This is a genomic window from Microbacterium sp. LWH11-1.2, from assembly GCF_038397745.1.
In the GTDB taxonomy this organism is placed as follows: Bacteria; Actinomycetota; Actinomycetes; order Actinomycetales; family Microbacteriaceae; genus Microbacterium.
On sequence record NZ_CP151636.1, the window covers coordinates 2,731,674 to 2,748,735 of the forward strand.

At 67.8% G+C, this 17,062-nt stretch carries 16 protein-coding genes and 2 tRNA genes; 16 read left to right on the forward strand and 2 right to left on the reverse strand.

Annotated features, from left to right (window positions below):
- Positions 1–37: 37 nt before the first annotated feature.
- The 11 genes from MRBLWH11_RS13215 (at position 38) to MRBLWH11_RS13265 (ending at position 11,862) form a co-directional block, all read left to right on the forward strand.
- The gene (locus MRBLWH11_RS13215; protein WP_243409006.1) at positions 38–481 is read left to right on the forward strand and encodes a MarR family transcriptional regulator; all 444 of its coding nucleotides are present in this window, start codon (positions 38–40) and stop codon (positions 479–481) included.
- 55 nt (positions 482–536) lie between these two features.
- Positions 537–3,425, forward strand: a complete 2,889-nt coding sequence (gene uvrA, locus MRBLWH11_RS13220) for an excinuclease ABC subunit UvrA (protein ID WP_116636746.1) — start codon at positions 537–539, stop codon at positions 3,423–3,425.
- Positions 3,425–5,299 carry an excinuclease ABC subunit UvrC gene (uvrC, locus tag MRBLWH11_RS13225; protein ID WP_116636745.1) on the forward strand — a complete coding sequence of 625 codons (1,875 nt, stop codon included), beginning with the start codon at positions 3,425–3,427 and terminating at the stop codon, positions 5,297–5,299. The genes uvrA and uvrC overlap by 1 nt, the downstream gene beginning before the upstream one ends.
- A 34-nt stretch (positions 5,300–5,333) precedes the next feature.
- Positions 5,334–6,203: an RNase adapter RapZ gene (gene rapZ / locus MRBLWH11_RS13230; RefSeq protein WP_116636744.1), complete on the forward strand. Its 870-nt coding sequence runs from the start codon at positions 5,334–5,336 to the stop codon at positions 6,201–6,203.
- 67 nt (positions 6,204–6,270) lie between these two features.
- Positions 6,271–7,248: a DNA-binding protein WhiA gene (gene whiA / locus MRBLWH11_RS13235; protein ID WP_116636743.1), complete on the forward strand. Its 978-nt coding sequence runs from the start codon at positions 6,271–6,273 to the stop codon at positions 7,246–7,248.
- A 183-nt stretch (positions 7,249–7,431) separates the two neighbouring features.
- Positions 7,432–8,058, forward strand: a complete 627-nt coding sequence (locus MRBLWH11_RS13240) for a superoxide dismutase (RefSeq protein ID WP_116636742.1) — start codon at positions 7,432–7,434, stop codon at positions 8,056–8,058.
- A 103-nt stretch (positions 8,059–8,161) separates the two neighbouring features.
- Positions 8,162–9,172 carry a type I glyceraldehyde-3-phosphate dehydrogenase gene (gap, locus tag MRBLWH11_RS13245; protein ID WP_341945199.1) on the forward strand — a complete coding sequence of 337 codons (1,011 nt, stop codon included), beginning with the start codon at positions 8,162–8,164 and terminating at the stop codon, positions 9,170–9,172.
- Between the two features lie 10 nt (positions 9,173–9,182).
- On the forward strand, positions 9,183–10,397 hold the full coding sequence (locus MRBLWH11_RS13250) for a phosphoglycerate kinase (protein ID WP_341945200.1): 1,215 nt from the start codon (positions 9,183–9,185) through the stop codon (positions 10,395–10,397).
- The gene (gene tpiA, locus MRBLWH11_RS13255) at positions 10,388–11,179 is read left to right on the forward strand and encodes a triose-phosphate isomerase (protein ID WP_116636739.1); all 792 of its coding nucleotides are present in this window, start codon (positions 10,388–10,390) and stop codon (positions 11,177–11,179) included. Before MRBLWH11_RS13250 ends, tpiA begins: the two co-directional genes overlap by 10 nt.
- Positions 11,180–11,260: 81 nt before the next feature.
- Positions 11,261–11,509, forward strand: a complete 249-nt coding sequence (secG, locus tag MRBLWH11_RS13260) for a preprotein translocase subunit SecG (protein ID WP_029261623.1) — start codon at positions 11,261–11,263, stop codon at positions 11,507–11,509.
- Positions 11,509–11,862, forward strand: coding sequence for an RNA polymerase-binding protein RbpA (locus MRBLWH11_RS13265; RefSeq protein WP_116636738.1), 354 nt, complete (start codon positions 11,509–11,511; stop codon positions 11,860–11,862). The genes secG and MRBLWH11_RS13265 overlap by 1 nt, the downstream gene beginning before the upstream one ends.
- 71 nt (positions 11,863–11,933) lie before the next feature.
- Here the strand turns inward: MRBLWH11_RS13265 and MRBLWH11_RS13270 are convergent, their stop codons facing one another.
- Both MRBLWH11_RS13270 and MRBLWH11_RS13275 read right to left on the reverse strand, forming a co-directional pair.
- The gene (locus MRBLWH11_RS13270) at positions 11,934–13,163 is read right to left on the reverse strand and encodes a hypothetical protein (protein ID WP_341945201.1); all 1,230 of its coding nucleotides are present in this window, start codon (positions 13,161–13,163) and stop codon (positions 11,934–11,936) included.
- A gap of 102 nt (positions 13,164–13,265) precedes the next feature.
- Positions 13,266–13,336, reverse strand: a tRNA-Gly gene (locus MRBLWH11_RS13275).
- A gap of 140 nt (positions 13,337–13,476) precedes the next feature.
- On the opposite strand from MRBLWH11_RS13275, the gene MRBLWH11_RS13280 reads away from it, so the two are divergent.
- From MRBLWH11_RS13280 to MRBLWH11_RS13300, 5 genes are all read left to right on the forward strand, one after another.
- Positions 13,477–13,550 (forward strand) — tRNA-Pro (locus tag MRBLWH11_RS13280).
- Positions 13,551–13,612: 62 nt separating this feature from the next.
- Positions 13,613–15,082 carry a trigger factor gene (gene tig / locus MRBLWH11_RS13285; protein WP_341945202.1) on the forward strand — a complete coding sequence of 490 codons (1,470 nt, stop codon included), beginning with the start codon at positions 13,613–13,615 and terminating at the stop codon, positions 15,080–15,082.
- Between the two features lie 72 nt (positions 15,083–15,154).
- Complete coding sequence (locus tag MRBLWH11_RS13290; RefSeq protein WP_341945203.1) at positions 15,155–15,649, forward strand: tetratricopeptide repeat protein; 495 nt, start codon at positions 15,155–15,157, stop codon at positions 15,647–15,649.
- A gap of 79 nt (positions 15,650–15,728) precedes the next feature.
- Positions 15,729–16,325: an ATP-dependent Clp protease proteolytic subunit gene (locus MRBLWH11_RS13295; protein WP_116636734.1), complete on the forward strand. Its 597-nt coding sequence runs from the start codon at positions 15,729–15,731 to the stop codon at positions 16,323–16,325.
- Between the two features lie 20 nt (positions 16,326–16,345).
- Positions 16,346–16,987 carry an ATP-dependent Clp protease proteolytic subunit gene (locus MRBLWH11_RS13300; RefSeq protein ID WP_116636733.1) on the forward strand — a complete coding sequence of 214 codons (642 nt, stop codon included), beginning with the start codon at positions 16,346–16,348 and terminating at the stop codon, positions 16,985–16,987.
- Positions 16,988–17,062 lie beyond the last annotated feature (75 nt).

Below are 17,062 nucleotides of genomic sequence, written 5' to 3' on the forward strand. Positions count from 1 at the left end.
AGTGTACTAACGATTAGGGTCGATGTATAGTCGCGGTGTGACGGCATCCGACGACCTTCTCCGACTCGAGAACCAGCTCTGCTTCGCGCTGGTGACCGCGGCGCGCAACGTCGTCGCGATCTACCGACCGATCCTCGAACCGCTCGGGCTCACGCATCCGCAGTACCTGGTGATGCTCGCTCTCTGGGAGCGCGCGCCGCGCACGCTCAACGATCTCGCCACCGACCTCGCGCTCGAACCGGCCACCGCCTCGCCCCTCGTGAAGCGCCTCGAAGCCGAGGGCCTGGTCATCCGGCAGCGCAGCAGCGAGGACGAACGACGCCTGGAGATCACGCTGACCGCCGCCGGCGCAGCGCTGCGGGATCGGGCGATCGACGTCCCTCGCCAGGTCATGGCCGCGGTCGGCATGGACGTGTCCGAGGTCTCGGCGCTGCGCGACGGTCTCGGCCCCTTCGCCGGGCGCCGTCCTGACCTCGGCTGAGCGTACTCACAGGGTGCGCGGAGCCGATGTCCGTGGCCCCTCGTAGACTTGACCGGTGCCTATCGTCCCCGTTGCCACCCCAGGAAAACTCAGCGTTCGCGGCGCCCGAGTCCACAATCTCAAGAACGTCGACATCGACATCCCGCGCGACTCGCTCGTCGTGTTCACAGGCCTGTCCGGTTCCGGGAAATCCAGCCTCGCGTTCGACACGATCTTCGCCGAGGGGCAGCGTCGCTACGTCGAATCGCTGAGCGCCTACGCGCGCCAGTTCCTCGGTCAGGTCGACCGTCCCGACGTCGATTTCATCGAGGGTCTGAGCCCTGCCGTCTCGATCGATCAGAAGTCCACGAACCGCAACCCGCGGTCGACCGTCGGCACGATCACCGAGATCTACGACTACATGCGTCTGCTGTGGGCGCGCATCGGCGTTCCGCACTGCCCCGAGTGCGGGGAGAAGATCCAGCGCCAGACCGTGCAGCAGATCGCCGATCAGCTCATGGAGCTGCCCGAGCGCACGCGGTACCAGATCGTCGCTCCGATCGTCTCGCAGAAGAAGGGCGAGTTCGTCGACCTCTTCCGGGAACTCGGCGCGAAGGGCTATTCGCGCGCGATCGTCGACGGAGACCTCATCCAGCTCGCCGAGCCGCCGACGCTCAAGAAGAGCTACAAGCACGACATCGCCGTGGTCGTCGACCGGCTCGTGGCGTCCGACGAGATCCTCAGCCGGGTCACCGACTCGGTCGAGACCGCGCTGGGCCTCGCCGGCGGCGTCGTGCAGGTCAACTACGTCGACGGCGAGGGCGACGACGCCTGGCAGACCTTCTCCGAGAAGCTGGCCTGCCCGAACGGGCATGCGCTGACCCTCACTGAGATCGAGCCGCGCACGTTCTCGTTCAACGCGCCGTTCGGTGCGTGCCCCGCGTGCTCCGGCCTCGGCACGCGCATGTCGGTCGACGTCGATCTGATGCTCGGCGACACCGACCTCTCGATCCGCGAGGGCGTCATCATCCCCTGGACCACGCAGGGCAAGGGACTGTTCCAGTACTACGAGCGCCTGCTCGAAGGCCTCTCCCGCGACCTCGACTTCTCCCTCGACACGCCCTGGCACAAGCTCCACTCCGATGTGCAGGACGCGGTCCTCCGTGGCGAGAACTACAAGGTGACCGTCAAGTGGAAGAACCGGTACGGGCGCGAGATGAGGTACGCGTCGGGCTTCGAGGGCGTCGTCCCCTACATCGAGCGGCAGTACCTGCAGGCCGAGTCGGACACGCAGCGCAGCCGCTGGGGCGAGTACCTCCGCGAGGTGCCGTGCCCCGTCTGCGACGGCAACCGCCTCAAGCCGGAGGTGCTGGCGGTGCAGGTGCACGGCCACTCGATCGCCGAGGTCTCGCACCTCAGCCTCGCGGATGCGCGCGCCTTCATGGAGACCCTCACGCTGACCGACCGCGAGGCGAAGATCGCCGCCCAGGTCCTCCGCGAGATCCGTCTCCGCCTCGACTTCCTGCTGCAGGTCGGGCTCTCGTACCTCAACCTCAGCCGCTCGGCAGGTTCGCTCTCGGGTGGCGAGGCGCAGCGCATCCGTCTCGCGACGCAGATCGGCTCCGGGCTCACCGGTGTCCTCTACGTTCTCGACGAGCCGTCCATCGGGCTGCACCAGCGTGACAACCGCCGCCTCATCAACACGCTCATCAAGCTCCGCGACCTCGGCAACACGCTCATCGTCGTCGAGCACGACGAGGAGACCATCGAGGCGGCCGACTGGGTCGTCGACATCGGTCCGGGAGCCGGCGTCAACGGCGGTGCGGTCGTGCATTCCGGACCGTACTCGGCCCTGCTCGACGACAGCGAGTCGATGACCGGGCAGTACCTCTCGGGCCGCCGCGAGATCCCGATGCCGAAGAAGCGCAGGAAGATCGACAAGAAGCGCATGCTCAGCGTCGTCGGCGCCCGGGCCAACAACCTGCGCAACGTCACGGCCGACTTCCCGCTCGGCGTCCTGACCGCCGTCACGGGCGTCAGCGGCTCGGGCAAGTCGTCGCTCGTGAACGACATCCTCTACCAGGTGCTCGCGTCGCGCCTGAACGGTGCGCGCACGGTTCCGGGCAAGCACACCCGCGTGACGGGGCTCGACAACCTCGACAAGGTCGTCCACGTCGACCAGGCGCCGATCGGTCGCACGCCGCGATCGAACCCGGCCACCTACACGGGTGTCTTCGACCGCATCCGCACCCTCTTCAGCGAGACGCCCGAAGCGAAGGTTCGCGGCTACCTTCCCGGACGCTTCAGCTTCAACGTCAAGGGCGGGCGCTGCGAGGCGTGCTCGGGTGACGGCACGATCAAGATCGAGATGAACTTCCTGCCCGACGTCTACGTGGACTGCGAGGTGTGCCACGGCAAGCGGTACAACCGCGACACGCTCTCGGTGCACTACAAGGGCAAGAACATCGCCGAGGTGCTCGAAATGCCGATCGAGGAGGCCGCGGACTTCTTCGAGCCGATCCAGGCCATCCACCGGTACATGAAGACGCTGGTGGACGTGGGGCTGGGCTACGTCCGGCTCGGCCAGTCCGCGACGACGCTCTCCGGCGGCGAGGCGCAGCGCGTCAAGCTGGCGACCGAGCTCCAGCGGCGCAGCAATGGGCGCAGCATCTATGTGCTCGACGAGCCGACGACGGGACTGCACTTCGAAGACGTCCGCAAGCTGCTCGAGGTGCTGAACGGCCTCGTCGACAAGGGCAACACGGTCATCGTCATCGAGCACAACCTCGACGTGATCAAGTCGGCCGACTGGGTGATCGACCTGGGACCCGAGGGTGGTTCGGGCGGTGGGCAGATCATCGCCACCGGCACCCCGGAGCAGATCGCGCGCGTGGAGGAGAGCCACACCGGGCTGTTCCTCGGCGAGATCCTGGGTGAGGGGCGCGCAGCGCGGAAGGCCAGCTGATGGCAGACGTCCTGCCGTACAAGCCGCGGACAGGGGAGATCCCGACGGACCCGGGCGTGTACCGGTTCCGTGACGCCGACGGACGCGTTCTGTACGTGGGCAAGGCGAAGAACCTCCGGCAGCGGCTGTCGAACTACTTCGCTCCGCTGCGCACGCTGCACGAGCGCACCCGCCGCATGGTCACCACGGCGTCCTCGGTGGAGTGGACGGTCGTGCCGACCGACGTCGACTCCCTGCAGCTCGAGTACATGTGGATCAAGGAGTTCGATCCGCCCTTCAACGTGCGGTACAAGGACGACAAGTCCTACCCGTTCATGGCGGTGACGCTGGGCGACGAGGCGCCGCGGGTGATCGTCACGCGCAACCGCAAGATCCCCGGCGCGCGGTACTTCGGTCCGTTCCCCAAGGTCTGGGCCGTGCACGAGACCATCGACCTCATGATCAAGGCCTTCCCGATCCGCACCTGCAGCGACGCGAGCTACAAGCGCGCCATGCAGACCGGGAGGCCGTGCTTCCCCGGGCAGATCGGCAAGTGCGGCGGTCCGTGTTCGATGACCGTGACGATCGAGGAGCACCGCGCCATGGTCGACGATTTCGTCGCCTTCATGGCCGGCGGAGACGAGCGGTTCACGAAAGAGCTCACCACGCGGATGCTGGCCGCCTCCGCGGCGATGGACTACGAGGCGGCGGCGAAGTACCGCGACAAGCTCGGGGCGATCGAAGCCGTGCTCGGCAAGAGCGCTCTCGTTCTCCAGCCCGATGAGGATGCCGATCTCTTCGGCATCGCCGAGGACGAGCTGGCGGCGGCGGTGCAGCACTTCGTGATCCGCGGCGGCCGCGTGCGCGGTGTCCGGGCGATGACGATCGAGAAGGAGATCGACATCACGACCGCGGAGCTCGTCGACCAGGTCCTGCAACGCGCCTACGGCGACGCGCAGGACGTGCCGCGGCGCATCCTCGTGCCGACCCTTCCGGACGACGCCGCGGAGCTCGAGGTGTGGTTGCGCGAGCGTCGGGGGAAGAAGACCGAGATCGCCGTGGCGCAGCGGGGTCAGCGTGCCGATCTGATGCGCACCGCGACCCTGAACGCGCAGCAGGCGCTCATCCGCTACAAGACTCGGCGCACCAGTGACTACGTCGCACGCACCCAGGCGCTGACCGACCTGCAGAGCGCGCTCGGCATGAGCGAAGCCCCTCTGCGCATCGAGTGCTTCGACATCTCGCACCTCGGCGGAACGAACGTCGTCGCATCGATGGTGGTGTTCGAGGACGGACTTCCCCGCAAGGATCAGTACCGATCGTTCGGCATCCCCGAGACCACCGACGACACCGACTCGATGTACCAGGTGCTGCGCCGTCGTCTGGCCTATCTCGACCGTCCGGAGGAACCGGAGGAGGAGGCCGGCGAAGAGGGCGTCGTCCGTCGCAAGCCGCGGTTCGCCTACCCGCCGCAGCTCCTGCTCGTGGACGGCGGCCAGCCGCAGGTCGAGGCGGCAGCGCGTGCCCTTCGAGACGCCGGACACACCGAGATCGCGGTCTGCGGCATCGCGAAGCGTCTCGAGGAGGTGTGGCTGCCCGGCGACGACTTCCCCGTGATCCTGCCCCGCACGAGCGAGGCCCTCTACCTGCTGCAGCGCCTGCGTGACGAGGCGCACCGCTTCGCGATCACCCATCAGCGCAAGAAGCGCCGAGGCGACATCACGACGGTGCTGGCCGAAGTGCCGGGTCTCGGCGCCTCCCGGATCAAGGTGCTGCTCAAGCACTTCGGGTCCGTCACGGCGTTGCGTGCGGCTCAGCCGGGGGAGATCCAGGAAGTCCAGGGAATCGGTCCGGTGCTCGCACAGAATATCCACACGCACCTCTCCACTCGCTAGGCTGGAACGCACGGGGGAGAGGGAGCGCAGAGCAATGACTGGGGACAAGGGCGAGTTTCTCATCGTCACGGGGATGTCGGGCGCCGGCCGGACCACGGTGGCGAACGCCCTCGAGGATCTCGGCTGGTACGTGGTCGACAACCTGCCCCCGCAGATCCTCCGCCCGCTGCTCGACCTCACCGACATGGGCGGCAATGCGCTGCCCAAGGTGGCGGCGGTGGTCGACGTGCGCGGTCGAAACCTCTTCGACGACTTCCCGGGCGTCGCGCGCGCACTCCGCTCCCGTGGCTCGGTACGGGTCCTCTTCCTCGACGCCTCCGACGACGTGCTGGTCCGGCGGTTCGAATCGGTGCGGCGACCGCACCCGCTGCAGGGCGACGGAACCCTGCTCGACGGCATCCGCATCGAACGCACGCGGCTGGCGCCGATCCGCGAGGCCGCCGATCTCGTGATCGACACCTCCGCGCTCAACATCCACCAGCTGGCGACGCAGGTGTCCGACATCTTCTCCGAAGAGGGCGAGGCCCGGCACCGCGTCACGCTCCTCAGCTTCGGATTCAAGTACGGGCTCCCGACCGACGTCGACATCGTCGCCGACATGCGGTTCCTCCCCAACCCGTTCTGGAACGAGGAGCTGCGCGGCCTCACGGGTCAAGACGAGACGGTCCGCGAGTACGTCCTCTCCCGCGAGGGCGCCACGGAGTTCCTCGAGTCGTACTCCGCGGCCCTGGTTCCCGTGTTGGAGGGCTATCAACGCGAGAACAAGAGCCACTCCACGATCGCGATCGGCTGCACCGGCGGCAAGCACCGCTCCGTCGCGATGTCGGAGGAGCTCGCGCGCAGGCTCGCCGCCGTCCCCGGTGTGGCCGTCAATGTCCGTCATCGGGACCTCGGCAGAGAGTAGCGGGTCGCCCGGCCGAGTAGGCTGGACGTTTGCGTCGCGATCCGGCGCGTGAACGTGAAGGAGTGTCGTGGCACTAACCACCGACGTCAAGGCTGAGCTGGTCAGCATCCGCAACGCACCTCCGACGGTGCGCGTCGCCGAGGTGACCGCGATCCTCCGGTTCGCCGGTGGACTGCATTCGATCGCCGGCCGTGTGGCTGTGGAAGCCGAAGTCGATGCCGAGACGCTCGCGCGTCGCGTCGCCAGGGACCTCGCCGAGATCTACGGCGTCCGTCCCGAGATCGCCCAGGTGCAGTCGAGCACGGCGAACGACGGTGCCCGGTGGGCCGTGCGCGTGATCACGCAGGGGGAGACGCTCGCCCGCCAGACGGGTCTGCTCGACCAGCGTCGTCGTCCCGTGCGCGGGCTTCCCAACCGCCTGACCACCGGCTCTCGGGCCGAGGTCGCCGGTCTCTGGCGTGGTGCCTTCCTGGCCGCGGGGACGCTCAGCGAGCCGGGACGCTCCGCGATGCTCGAGGTGGTGTGCCCCTCGAGCGAGGCGGCCATGGCTCTCGTCGGCGCCGCCCACCGTCTCGGCGTGGCCGCGAAGGCCCGTGAGGTGCGCGGCATGCCGCGCGTCGTCGTGCGCGAGGGCGAGGCGATCCGGACGATCCTCAACGAGATGGGTGCGCAGAAGACCGCCATCACGTGGGAGGAGCTGCGTCAGCGCCGCGAGGTCCGCGCGGGCGTCAACCGCCTGGTGAACTTCGACGACGCGAACCTGCGTCGCTCTGCACAGGCCGCCGTCGCCGCGTGCGCGCGCGTGGAGCGGGCTCTCGAGATCCTCGCGGACGAAGTGCCCGATCACCTCAAGGTCGCCGGAGAGCTGCGTCTCGCGCATCGTGATGCGAGCCTCGACGAGCTCGGTCACCACGCGGATCCGCCCCTGACGAAGGATGCTGTCGCCGGGCGCATCCGTCGCCTGCTCGCCATGGCCGACAAGCGCGCCCAGCAGGAGGGCATCCCCGGCACCGAGGCCGCGGTGCCCGTCGGACTCGACGTCTGACCCTGACACGAGAAGACCCGCCCCCGGTGCTCCCGGAGGCGGGTCTTTCGTCATATGGCGGAAGGAACTGGTCCCGGCTCGTGTTGTCGTCAGTAGGATGAGTTACGTCCGCTCTACGCCGCACATCGGTGGCGCGGAGGATCGGCAAGCGCCGCGGCGCGGCGCGGATTGGATGAATGCGATATGGCGATTTACACGCTCCCCGACCTTCCCTACGACTTCGCAGCCCTCGAGCCGCACATCAGCGGCAAGATCATGGAACTCCACCATGACAAGCACCACGCGACCTACGTCGCAGGAGCGAACACCGCACTCGAGCAGCTCGCCGAGGCCCGTGAGAGCGGCAATCTCGCGAACGTCAACAAGCTCGAGAAGGACCTCGCCTTCAACCTGGGCGGTCACGTCAACCACTCGATCTTCTGGACCAACCTGTCGCCGAACGGCGGAGGACAGCCCGAGGGCGAGCTGAAGGCCGCGATCGACGAGTACTTCGGCTCGTTCGAGAAGTTCCAGGCCCACTTCACGGCTGCGGCCACCGGCATCCAGGGCTCCGGCTGGGCCGTGCTCAGCTGGGACTCGATCGGCTCGCGCCTGATCATCCAGCAGCTCTTCGACCAGCAGTCGAACACGGCGCAGGGCACCATCCCGCTGTTCCAGCTGGACATGTGGGAGCACGCCTTCTACCTGGACTACCTCAACGTCAAGGCGGATTACGTCAAGGCGGCGTGGAACATCGCCAACTGGGAGAACGTCGCCCAGCGTCTCGAGGTCGCCCGCAAGCAGACGAACGGCCTGCTGGTACTGTCGTAATCAAGACGGGTGTCCCGACGGACATCTCGCCCGTCGGGACGCCGTTGTCCATGCTTGTCTAGTTGAAACCGCGCGTATGCGCACGAGAAATCAGGAGACCTTAGTGTCTGTCAAGATCGGTATCAACGGCTTCGGCCGCATCGGACGCAACTACTTCCGCGCGGCTCTCGCGCAGGGAGCAGACCTCGAGATCGTCGCGGTCAACGACCTCACCGACAACAAGACCCTCGCGCACCTGCTGAAGTACGACTCGGTCGGCGGCGTCCTCGATGCCGAGATCAGCTACGACGACGACAGCATCACCGTCAACGGCAAGGCCATCAAGGCGTTCGCCGAGCGCGACCCCGCCAACCTCCCGTGGGGCGAGCTGGGCGTCGACATCGTCATCGAGTCGACCGGCTTCTTCACCAAGGCCGAGGCCGCCAAGAAGCACATCGACGCCGGCGCGAAGAAGGTCCTCATCTCGGCTCCTGGCACGGGCGTCGACGGCACGTTCGTGATGGGCGTGAACGAGGACACGTACAACCCGGAGACGGACCACATCATCTCCAACGCCTCGTGCACCACCAACTGCCTCGCGCCGCTCGCGCAGGTCTTCAACGACGCGTTCGGCATCGACCGCGGCTTCATGATGACCGCGCACGCATACACGGCCGACCAGAACCTGCAGGACGGCCCGCACAGCGACCTCCGTCGTGCACGTGCCGCCGCGATCAACATCACCCCGGCGTCGACCGGCGCCGCCAAGGCCATCGGCGAGGTGCTCCCCGAGCTCCAGGGCAAGCTCAGCGGCTCGTCCTACCGCGTGCCGGTTCCCACCGGCTCGATCGTCGACCTCACGCTGATCACCGACCGCGAGGACCTGACGATCGACGAGGTCAACGAGGCCTACAAGAAGGCAGCCGCAGACGGTCGTCTCGCCGGCTACCTCCAGTACAACGCCGACCAGATCGTGTCGAGCGACATCGTGCACAACCCGCACTCGTCGATCTTCGACTCGACCCTCACCAACGTGAGCGGCAACCTCGTCAAGGTCTCGAGCTGGTACGACAACGAGTGGGGCTACTCCAACCGTCTCGTCGACCTGACCGAGTACGTCGCCGAGCGTCTCTGAGCTCTGACACATGACTCTGCGCACCCTGGACACACTGGGTTCGCTCGAGGGCAAGCGCGTCATCGTCCGTTGTGATCTGAACGTCCCCCTGCGGGACGGGGTCATAACGGACGATGGCCGTGTACGCGCCTCGCTGCCGACTCTCAACGCACTGATCAACGCGGGAGCCCGCGTCGTCGTGTGCTCCCACCTCGGACGCCCCGACGGCGCGCCCGACCCCCAGTACAGCCTCGAGCCGGTGGCTCAGCGGCTGTCGGAGCTGCTCGGCGCCCCGGTCGCGTTCGCGCGCGACACCGTGGGCGAGTCCGCTCAGGATGCTGTGGCCTCGCTCGAGGACGGCGGGGTCGTCGTCATCGAGAACCTGCGCTTCAACGCGGGGGAGACGGCGAAGGACGACGCGACGCGCGCTGCTTTCGCCGCCGAGCTCGCGAAGCTCGGCGACGTGCTCGTGTCCGACGGCTTCGGCGTCGTGCACCGCAAGCAGGCGAGCGTGTACGAGCTCGCCGAGCTGCTGCCCTCGGCCGCCGGTCTGCTGATCGAGACCGAGCTCGACGTGCTCGACCGTCTCACCGAGAACCCCGAGCGCCCGTACGCGGTCGTGCTCGGCGGCTCGAAGGTCAGCGACAAGCTCGGCGTCATCTCGCACCTGCTGCCGCGCGTCGACCGCATCCTGGTCGGCGGCGGCATGCTGTTCACGTTCCTCAAGGCGCAGGGTCACGACGTGGCCTCCAGCCTTCTGGAAGAGGACCAGCTCGAGACGGTCCGCGGCTACATCGCGGAGGCCGCGGAGCGGGGCGTGGAGTTCGTGCTCCCGACCGACGTCGTGGTCGCCGCCTCGTTCAGCGCGGATGCCGCGCACGAGACCGTCTCCGCCGACGCGATCGAGTCGACGGCGTTCGGCACGTCCGGCATCGGCCTCGACATCGGTCCGGAGACGGCTGCCCGGTTCGCAGAGGTCATCCGCGGGTCGAAGACGGTGTTCTGGAACGGCCCGATGGGCGTGTTCGAGTTCCCGGCGTTCGCCGCCGGAACCAAGACCGTCGCGCAGGCTCTGACCGAAGTCGACGGCCTCAGCGTCGTCGGCGGCGGAGACTCCGCGGCTGCCGTGCGTCAGCTCGGCTTCACCGACGACCGGTTCGGGCACATCTCGACCGGCGGCGGCGCAAGCCTCGAGTTCCTCGAGGGAAAGAAACTACCCGGCCTGGAGGTGCTCGGATGGGCATAGCGACCCGTACCCCGCTGATCGCGGGCAACTGGAAGATGAACCTGGACCACCTGCAGGCGGTCGCGTTCGTGCAGAAGCTGCACTGGACGCTCAAGGACGCGAAGCACGAGGACGGATCCGTCGAGGTGGCGGTCTTCCCGCCTTTCACCGATATCCGCAGTGTGCAGACGCTGATCGACGCGGACAAGATCCCGTTCGCCCTCGGCGCGCAGGATGTCTCGGCGCACGACTCCGGTGCCTACACCGGCGAGGTCTCGGGTGCCTTCCTGGCGAAGCTCGACGCGAAGTACGTCATCATCGGCCACTCGGAGCGTCGTGAGTACCACGCCGAGTCCGACGAGGTCGTCTCCGCCAAGGTGCAGGCATCGCTCAAGCACGGACTGGTTCCGGTCATCTGCGTCGGCGAGACCGCGGAGGACCTGGAGAAGTTCGGCGCCAGTGCGGTCCCCGCCGGTCAGCTCGAGGCAGCGCTCCAGGGCGTCTCGCCGAAGGCCGACATCGTGGTCGCGTACGAGCCCGTCTGGGCCATCGGCTCCGGTCAGGCCGCGACGCCGCAGCAGGCGCAGGACGTCTGCGCGGCGCTCCGCACCGTGATCGCGAAGGTCCTCGGGGATGACGCGGCCGCGCGCACGCGCATCCTCTACGGCGGCTCGGTGAAGTCGGCGAACATCGCCAGCTTCATGCGGGAGCCCGATGTGGACGGCGCTCTGGTCGGCGGCGCGAGCCTCGTCGTCGACGAGTTCGCCGCGATCATCCGCTTCGAGAAGCACGTCGGGGTGTGAGTGCGGCGGGGCTCCGGCCCCGCTGCACCGTATACTTGACCGTTACGGGGGCGCACCTGCCCCAGCGAAAGGCTCTTTCTCGTGGCAATTCTCGAGTTCGTTCTGCAGGTCGTGCTGGGTATCACCAGCGTCCTGCTGACCCTCCTCATCCTCTTGCACAAGGGTCGCGGTGGCGGCCTTTCCGACATGTTCGGCGGAGGCATGACCTCGGCGGTCGGCTCTTCCGGTCTCGCGGAGCGGAACCTGAACCGCTTCACCGTCGTCCTCGCGCTGACCTGGTTCGTCGCCATCGTCGCGCTCGGACTCATCACGAAGTTCGAGGTGATCTGATGGCTACCGGTGGAAACGCGATCCGCGGCACCCGCGTCGGCTCCGGCCCGATGGGGGAGCAGGACCACGGCTACCATGCCGACCGCATCGCGGTGTCGTACTGGGACGGACTCGGCAACGAGACGGTCCGCTACTTCGCCGCGGGTCTCCCCGAAGAGGAGATCCCGGAGACGATCGATCACCCGCAGTCGGGCCTGCCGGCCGGACGCGACAAGGAGAATCCTCCTGCCCTCGCGAAGGCCGAGCCGTACAAGACGCACCTCGCCTACGTGAAGGAGCGCCGCACCGACGAGGAAGCGGTCCAGCTCCTCGAGGATGCGCTCACGCAGCTGCGCGAGCGTCGGGGCCAGTGATCTCCTGATCTGACGATGAAGAAGCCGCCGCGAGTGATCGCGGCGGCTTCTTCCGTCTCAGCGGCGGCCGTTCAGCGGCACCCCGCTGCGGCATCGATATAGCTCTGCGGCGGGTAGCCGTAGGCCCACACTCCGTTGGCGTCGTCGGTGTAGCCCATGCTGATGGCCCAGGCGGTCGCCCACTTCTCGATGCTGTCCTGCGTCGACGAGTCGTACATGTCCTCGCACTTGACGCTGATCGCGTGACCGACCTCGTGCGCGACGAGCGCCCTGCTGCGATCCGCCGGCCACTGCTCGGCGACGGAGTCGGACAGCTGGATGACGGATCGGCCGGGCTCGTCCCACCACCAGGTGGTGTATCCGCCCATGCTGCCGTTGAATCCTGCGCCGTTGACGATCGGGGCCCAGTCGAATTCCAGCAGCACGCCGGGGGCGAGCGCGCGGGCGAACGCCTCGATCTCGAGCCGGGCGTCCATCAGCGGGCCGGACTTCTCGGCCAGCTCCTCGTTCTCGGTCGCGACGACCTGCGCCGCGGCACTCTGGAGGCTCGCGTACGCGTTCACGGCCGCGTCGTCGATCGTGGTCGTGGCGATCGCCGCGGCTGCGGCGTCCCGCAACTCGATCACCGCATCGTTCCGGGCGGAGATGTGGGCGGCCTCGAAGGCGACGGCCGCTTCGCCCGCAGAGGTCAGGAGCGCGACGCCGCTCTCGGTGACCGCATCGGAGGCGGTGAGCACGTCGGCAGCTTCGGCGAGGAGCTCGTCGGCGAGATCTGCGGCCTCGTCGCGCTTCTCCTCGAGCTTCGTGGTGGCGCCGAACAGCTCCCAGAACCACACGGGCTTCTCTCCCGCGACGGGGACCTCGGTGGCGATCAGCTGGTCGGCCTCCGCTGCGGCGCTCTCGGCTTCGGCGACCGCACCGGCGAGGGCCGCTTCGGTCTCCGCCGGGGCGACGATGGCCTCGTTCTCGCCGGCGACGATCAGTCCCGCGGAATCCGCGAGGGCCTGGAGGTCGGCGGCCTCGGCACGGAGCTGCGTCTTCTCGCTGTTCGCCGAGGCCACGGCATCCGCATGGCTCTCCGCGGCGGTGTCGTAGCCCATGCTGGCCGAGACCTGGGTGATCGCGATCGCGGCGATCACGGCCGCACCGCCGATCAGGCCGAGGACGAGGCCCTTGCGCTTGCGCTTCGGCTTCCGCGGGGGAGCGGTCGAGGCGCCGCCCGTGAAGCGTGCGGACAGCTCGTGCCCGCCCAGGGGCGCGGATGCCGGCGCATCCGCGCGATACGGGGGGAGAGCGGTCACGTCGTCCTCATTCGATCAGCCTCACGTTCGGAGCTGCATGCAGCGGCACTGCCAGGGTATGCGAGAAGGCCCCCACCGTGCGGTGGGGGCCTTCTGGAAGCGAGGGGCTGACGGGAATCGAACCCGCATCATTAGTTTGGAAGACTAAGGCTTTACCACTAAGCTACAGCCCCGAATCCCGGTGCACTTCGACAGGCTCAGTGACCCGGGGATCGGACCGGAATCGCAACTCCGGCGTGATCGATCATACCGGACCGTGAGGGGTGCTCCCGTCCGTTAGACTCGATGGGGCTGAATCTGCGCGCGGATTCCCCGGGGCGTAGCTCAGCTTGGTAGAGCGCCCGCTTTGGGAGCGGGAGGTCGCAGGTTCAACTCCTGTCGCCCCGACACGGCATCTTCAGCCTGACAGCCGCGTTCACTCGCGGAGACAACAAGGAGAACACACCAGCATGGCGAACAGCACCGTCGAGAAGCTGACCCCGACCCGGGTCAAGCTCAGCATCACGGTCACCCCGGACGACCTCAAGCCGAGCATCGCTCACGCCTACGAGCACATCGCTCAGGACGTCCAGATCCCCGGCTTCCGCAAGGGCAAGGTGCCCGCCCCGATCATCGACCAGCGCATCGGTCGCGGCGCGGTCATCGAGCACGCCGTCAACGAGGGCCTCGACAAGTTCTTCCGCGAGGCGAGCGCCGAGCACAAGCTGCGCGTCGTCGGACGCCCGGCGGCGGACATCACGCAGTGGCCGAACGAGAAGGACTTCTCCGGCGACCTGCTCGTCGACGTCGAGGTGGACGTCCGTCCCGACATCGAGATCCCCTCCTACGAGGGCATCACCGTGACCGTCGACGCCGTCGAGGCCGATGAGGCCGCACTCGACGCCGAGCTCGAGAACATGCGCGCGCGCTTCGGCACGCTCGTCCCGGTCGACCGTCCGGCCGCCAAGGGCGACTTCGTCGACCTCGACCTCGTCGCCACGATCGACGGCGCCGAGATCGACCGCGCCGAGGGCGTGTCGTACGAGATCGGCTCCGGCGAGCTGCTCGAGGGCATCGACGACGCGATCGAGTCGCTCACGGCAGGCGAGGACACCACGTTCCGCTCCGCTCTCGTCGGCGGCGACCACGCCGGTTCCGAGGCCGAGGTCTCCGTGACGGTCAAGGCCGTCAAGGAGCGCGAGCTCCCCGAGGCCGACGACGACTTCGCGCAGATCGCGAGCGAGTTCGACACGATCGCCGAGCTCCGTGCGAGCCTCGCCGAGCGCGTCGCTCAGCAGGGCGTCTTCACGCAGGGCTCCGCCGCACGCGACAAGCTCGTCGAGACGCTGCTCGAGCAGATCGACATCCCCGTGCCGCCGCAGCTCATCGAGGACGAGGTGCACAACCACCTCGAGGGCGAGAACCGCCTCGAGGACGACGTGCACCGGGCCGAGGTCACCGAGGCGAGCGAGAAGCAGTTCCGCACGCAGGTGCTGCTCGACACGATCGCCGAGCAGGCCGACGTGCAGGTCTCGCAGGAGGAGCTGAGCCAGTACCTCATCCAGTCCGCTTCGCAGTACGGCATGGCGCCGCAGGAGTTCGTCGAGGCGCTGCAGTCGTCGAACCAGCTGCCCGCGCTCGTCGGTGAGGTCGCCCGCAACAAGGCCCTCGCGATCGCGCTCGGCAAGGTGAAGGTCGTCGACACCAACGGCAAGCCCGTCGACCTGTCCGACTTCATCGTCACCGACGACGAGGCTGAAGCGGCTGACGAGGCTCCGGCGGAGGAGAAGCCCGCGAAGAAGGCTCCTGCGAAGAAGCCTGCTGCCAAGAAGGCTCCGGCGAAGAAGGCCGACGACGCCGAGGCTGCGGACAAGCCCGCCGCGAAGAAGCCTGCCGCCAAGAAGGCTCCGGCCAAGAAGGCGGCCGACAAGGCCGAGTGATCGGACACGATCCACAGAAGAGGGCGGATGCTGCGGCATCCGCCCTCTTTCGCATCACAGGGAGAGGCGAGCATGAAGAGCTGGAACGAGCGGATCGACGACGTCTGGGCGGATGCCAGCGGCGAAGAGGTCGGCGACGACACGATCGCGCGGATCGACGCCCTCGCGGCGGAGCGCGGAGCGGATGACGCGCGTGCGGAGTTCGAGCGGGCCGGAGCTCGGGATTCGGCGGGCCGCCCGGCCGACGCCGTCGTCCTGTACCGACGCGCCCTCGAGCTCGGCCTCGACGAGGAGCACCGTCCGCAGTGCGTGATCCAGCTCGCCAGCTCGTTGCGGAACCTGGGTGCGTTCGACGACGCCCTCGCCGTGATCCGCGCGGAGGAGGAGCTGTCGGCCGACGGTCCGTACCGCGACGCGGTCGCTGCGGTTCACGCCCTCATCCTCGCCAGCGCCGGCCGGCCCGCGCAGGGCCTCTCGGTCGCGCTTCTCGCGCTGGTGCCGCACCTCCCGCGCTACCACCGCTCGATGACCGCCTACGCGCGGGAGATCGCGGAATCCGACACCTGATATGCCGACGGCGAACACGGCCTGGGTGCCGCGCCGACGCCGGTAGATTCGAAGCACGAACACGGAAACAGGAGCTGAAATGGCTGCAGAACCCCTTGTCGCGACGAGCGTCTTCGACAGGCTGCTGAAGGATCGCATCATCTGGCTTGGTTCAGAGGTGCGTGACCAGAACGCCAACGAGATCTGCGCGAAGATCCTTCTTCTCGCCGCGGAAGACTCAGAGAAGGACATCTACCTCTACATCAACTCGCCCGGTGGCTCGATCACCGCGGGCATGGCGATCTACGACACCATGCAGTTCGTGCCGAACGACATCGTCACTGTCGGCATCGGCATGGCCGCGTCGATGGGTCAGCTCCTGCTGACGAGCGGCACCAAGGGCAAGCGCTACATCACCCCCAATGCGCGGGTCCTGCTGCACCAGCCCCACGGCGGGTTCGGCGGCACGTCGAGTGACATCCAGACCCAGGCGCAGCTCATCCTCTCGATGAAGAAGCGCCTCGCGGAGATCACGGCGGGACAGACCGGCAAGTCGGTCGAGCAGATCAACGCCGATGGTGACCGCGACCGCTGGTTCACCGCCGAGGAGGCCCTCGAGTACGGCTTCGTCGACCACATCCGCGAGCACGCCAGCGATGTGACCGGCGGCGGCGGCACCGCGGACGACGCAGAGTAATCCGGATTCGAGAGGACACCATGTACACCCCCACTTTCCAATCCGCAGGCAACCTGCCGTCCAGCCGCTACGTGCTCCCGCAGTTCGAGGAGCGTACGGCCTACGGCTTCAAGCGCCAGGACCCGTACAACAAGCTCTTCGAAGATCGCGTGATCTTCCTGGGCGTGCAGGTCGACGACGCGTCCGCCGACGATGTGATGGCGCAGCTGCTCGTCCTGGAGAGCCAGGATGCCGAGCGCGACATCACGATGTACATCAACTCGCCCGGTGGCTCCTTCACGGCCATGACGGCGATCTACGACACGATGCAGTACGTCGCGCCGCAGATCCAGACCGTCGTGCTCGGACAGGCGGCTTCCGCCGCGGCCGTGCTGCTCGCCGCCGGCGCGCCGGGCAAGCGCCTCGCGCTCCCGAACGCCCGTGTGCTGATCCACCAGCCCGCGATGGGCGAGGCCGGTCAGGGCCAGGCATCCGACATCGAGATCCAGGCGGCGGAGATCCTCCGCATGCGCACCTGGCTCGAGGAGACCATGGCCGCGCACACGGGCAAGCCCGTCGAGCAGGTGAACCGCGACATCGATCGCGACAACATCCTCTCGGCGACGCAGGCCCTCGAGTACGGCATCGTCGATCAGGTCCTCACCACGCGCAAGCGCGCCTGAGAACCTCGACTCCGAAGGGGCGTCCGTCACCATGACGGGCGCCCCTTCGCCGTCCCCGGCGGATGTGCAGGCTGT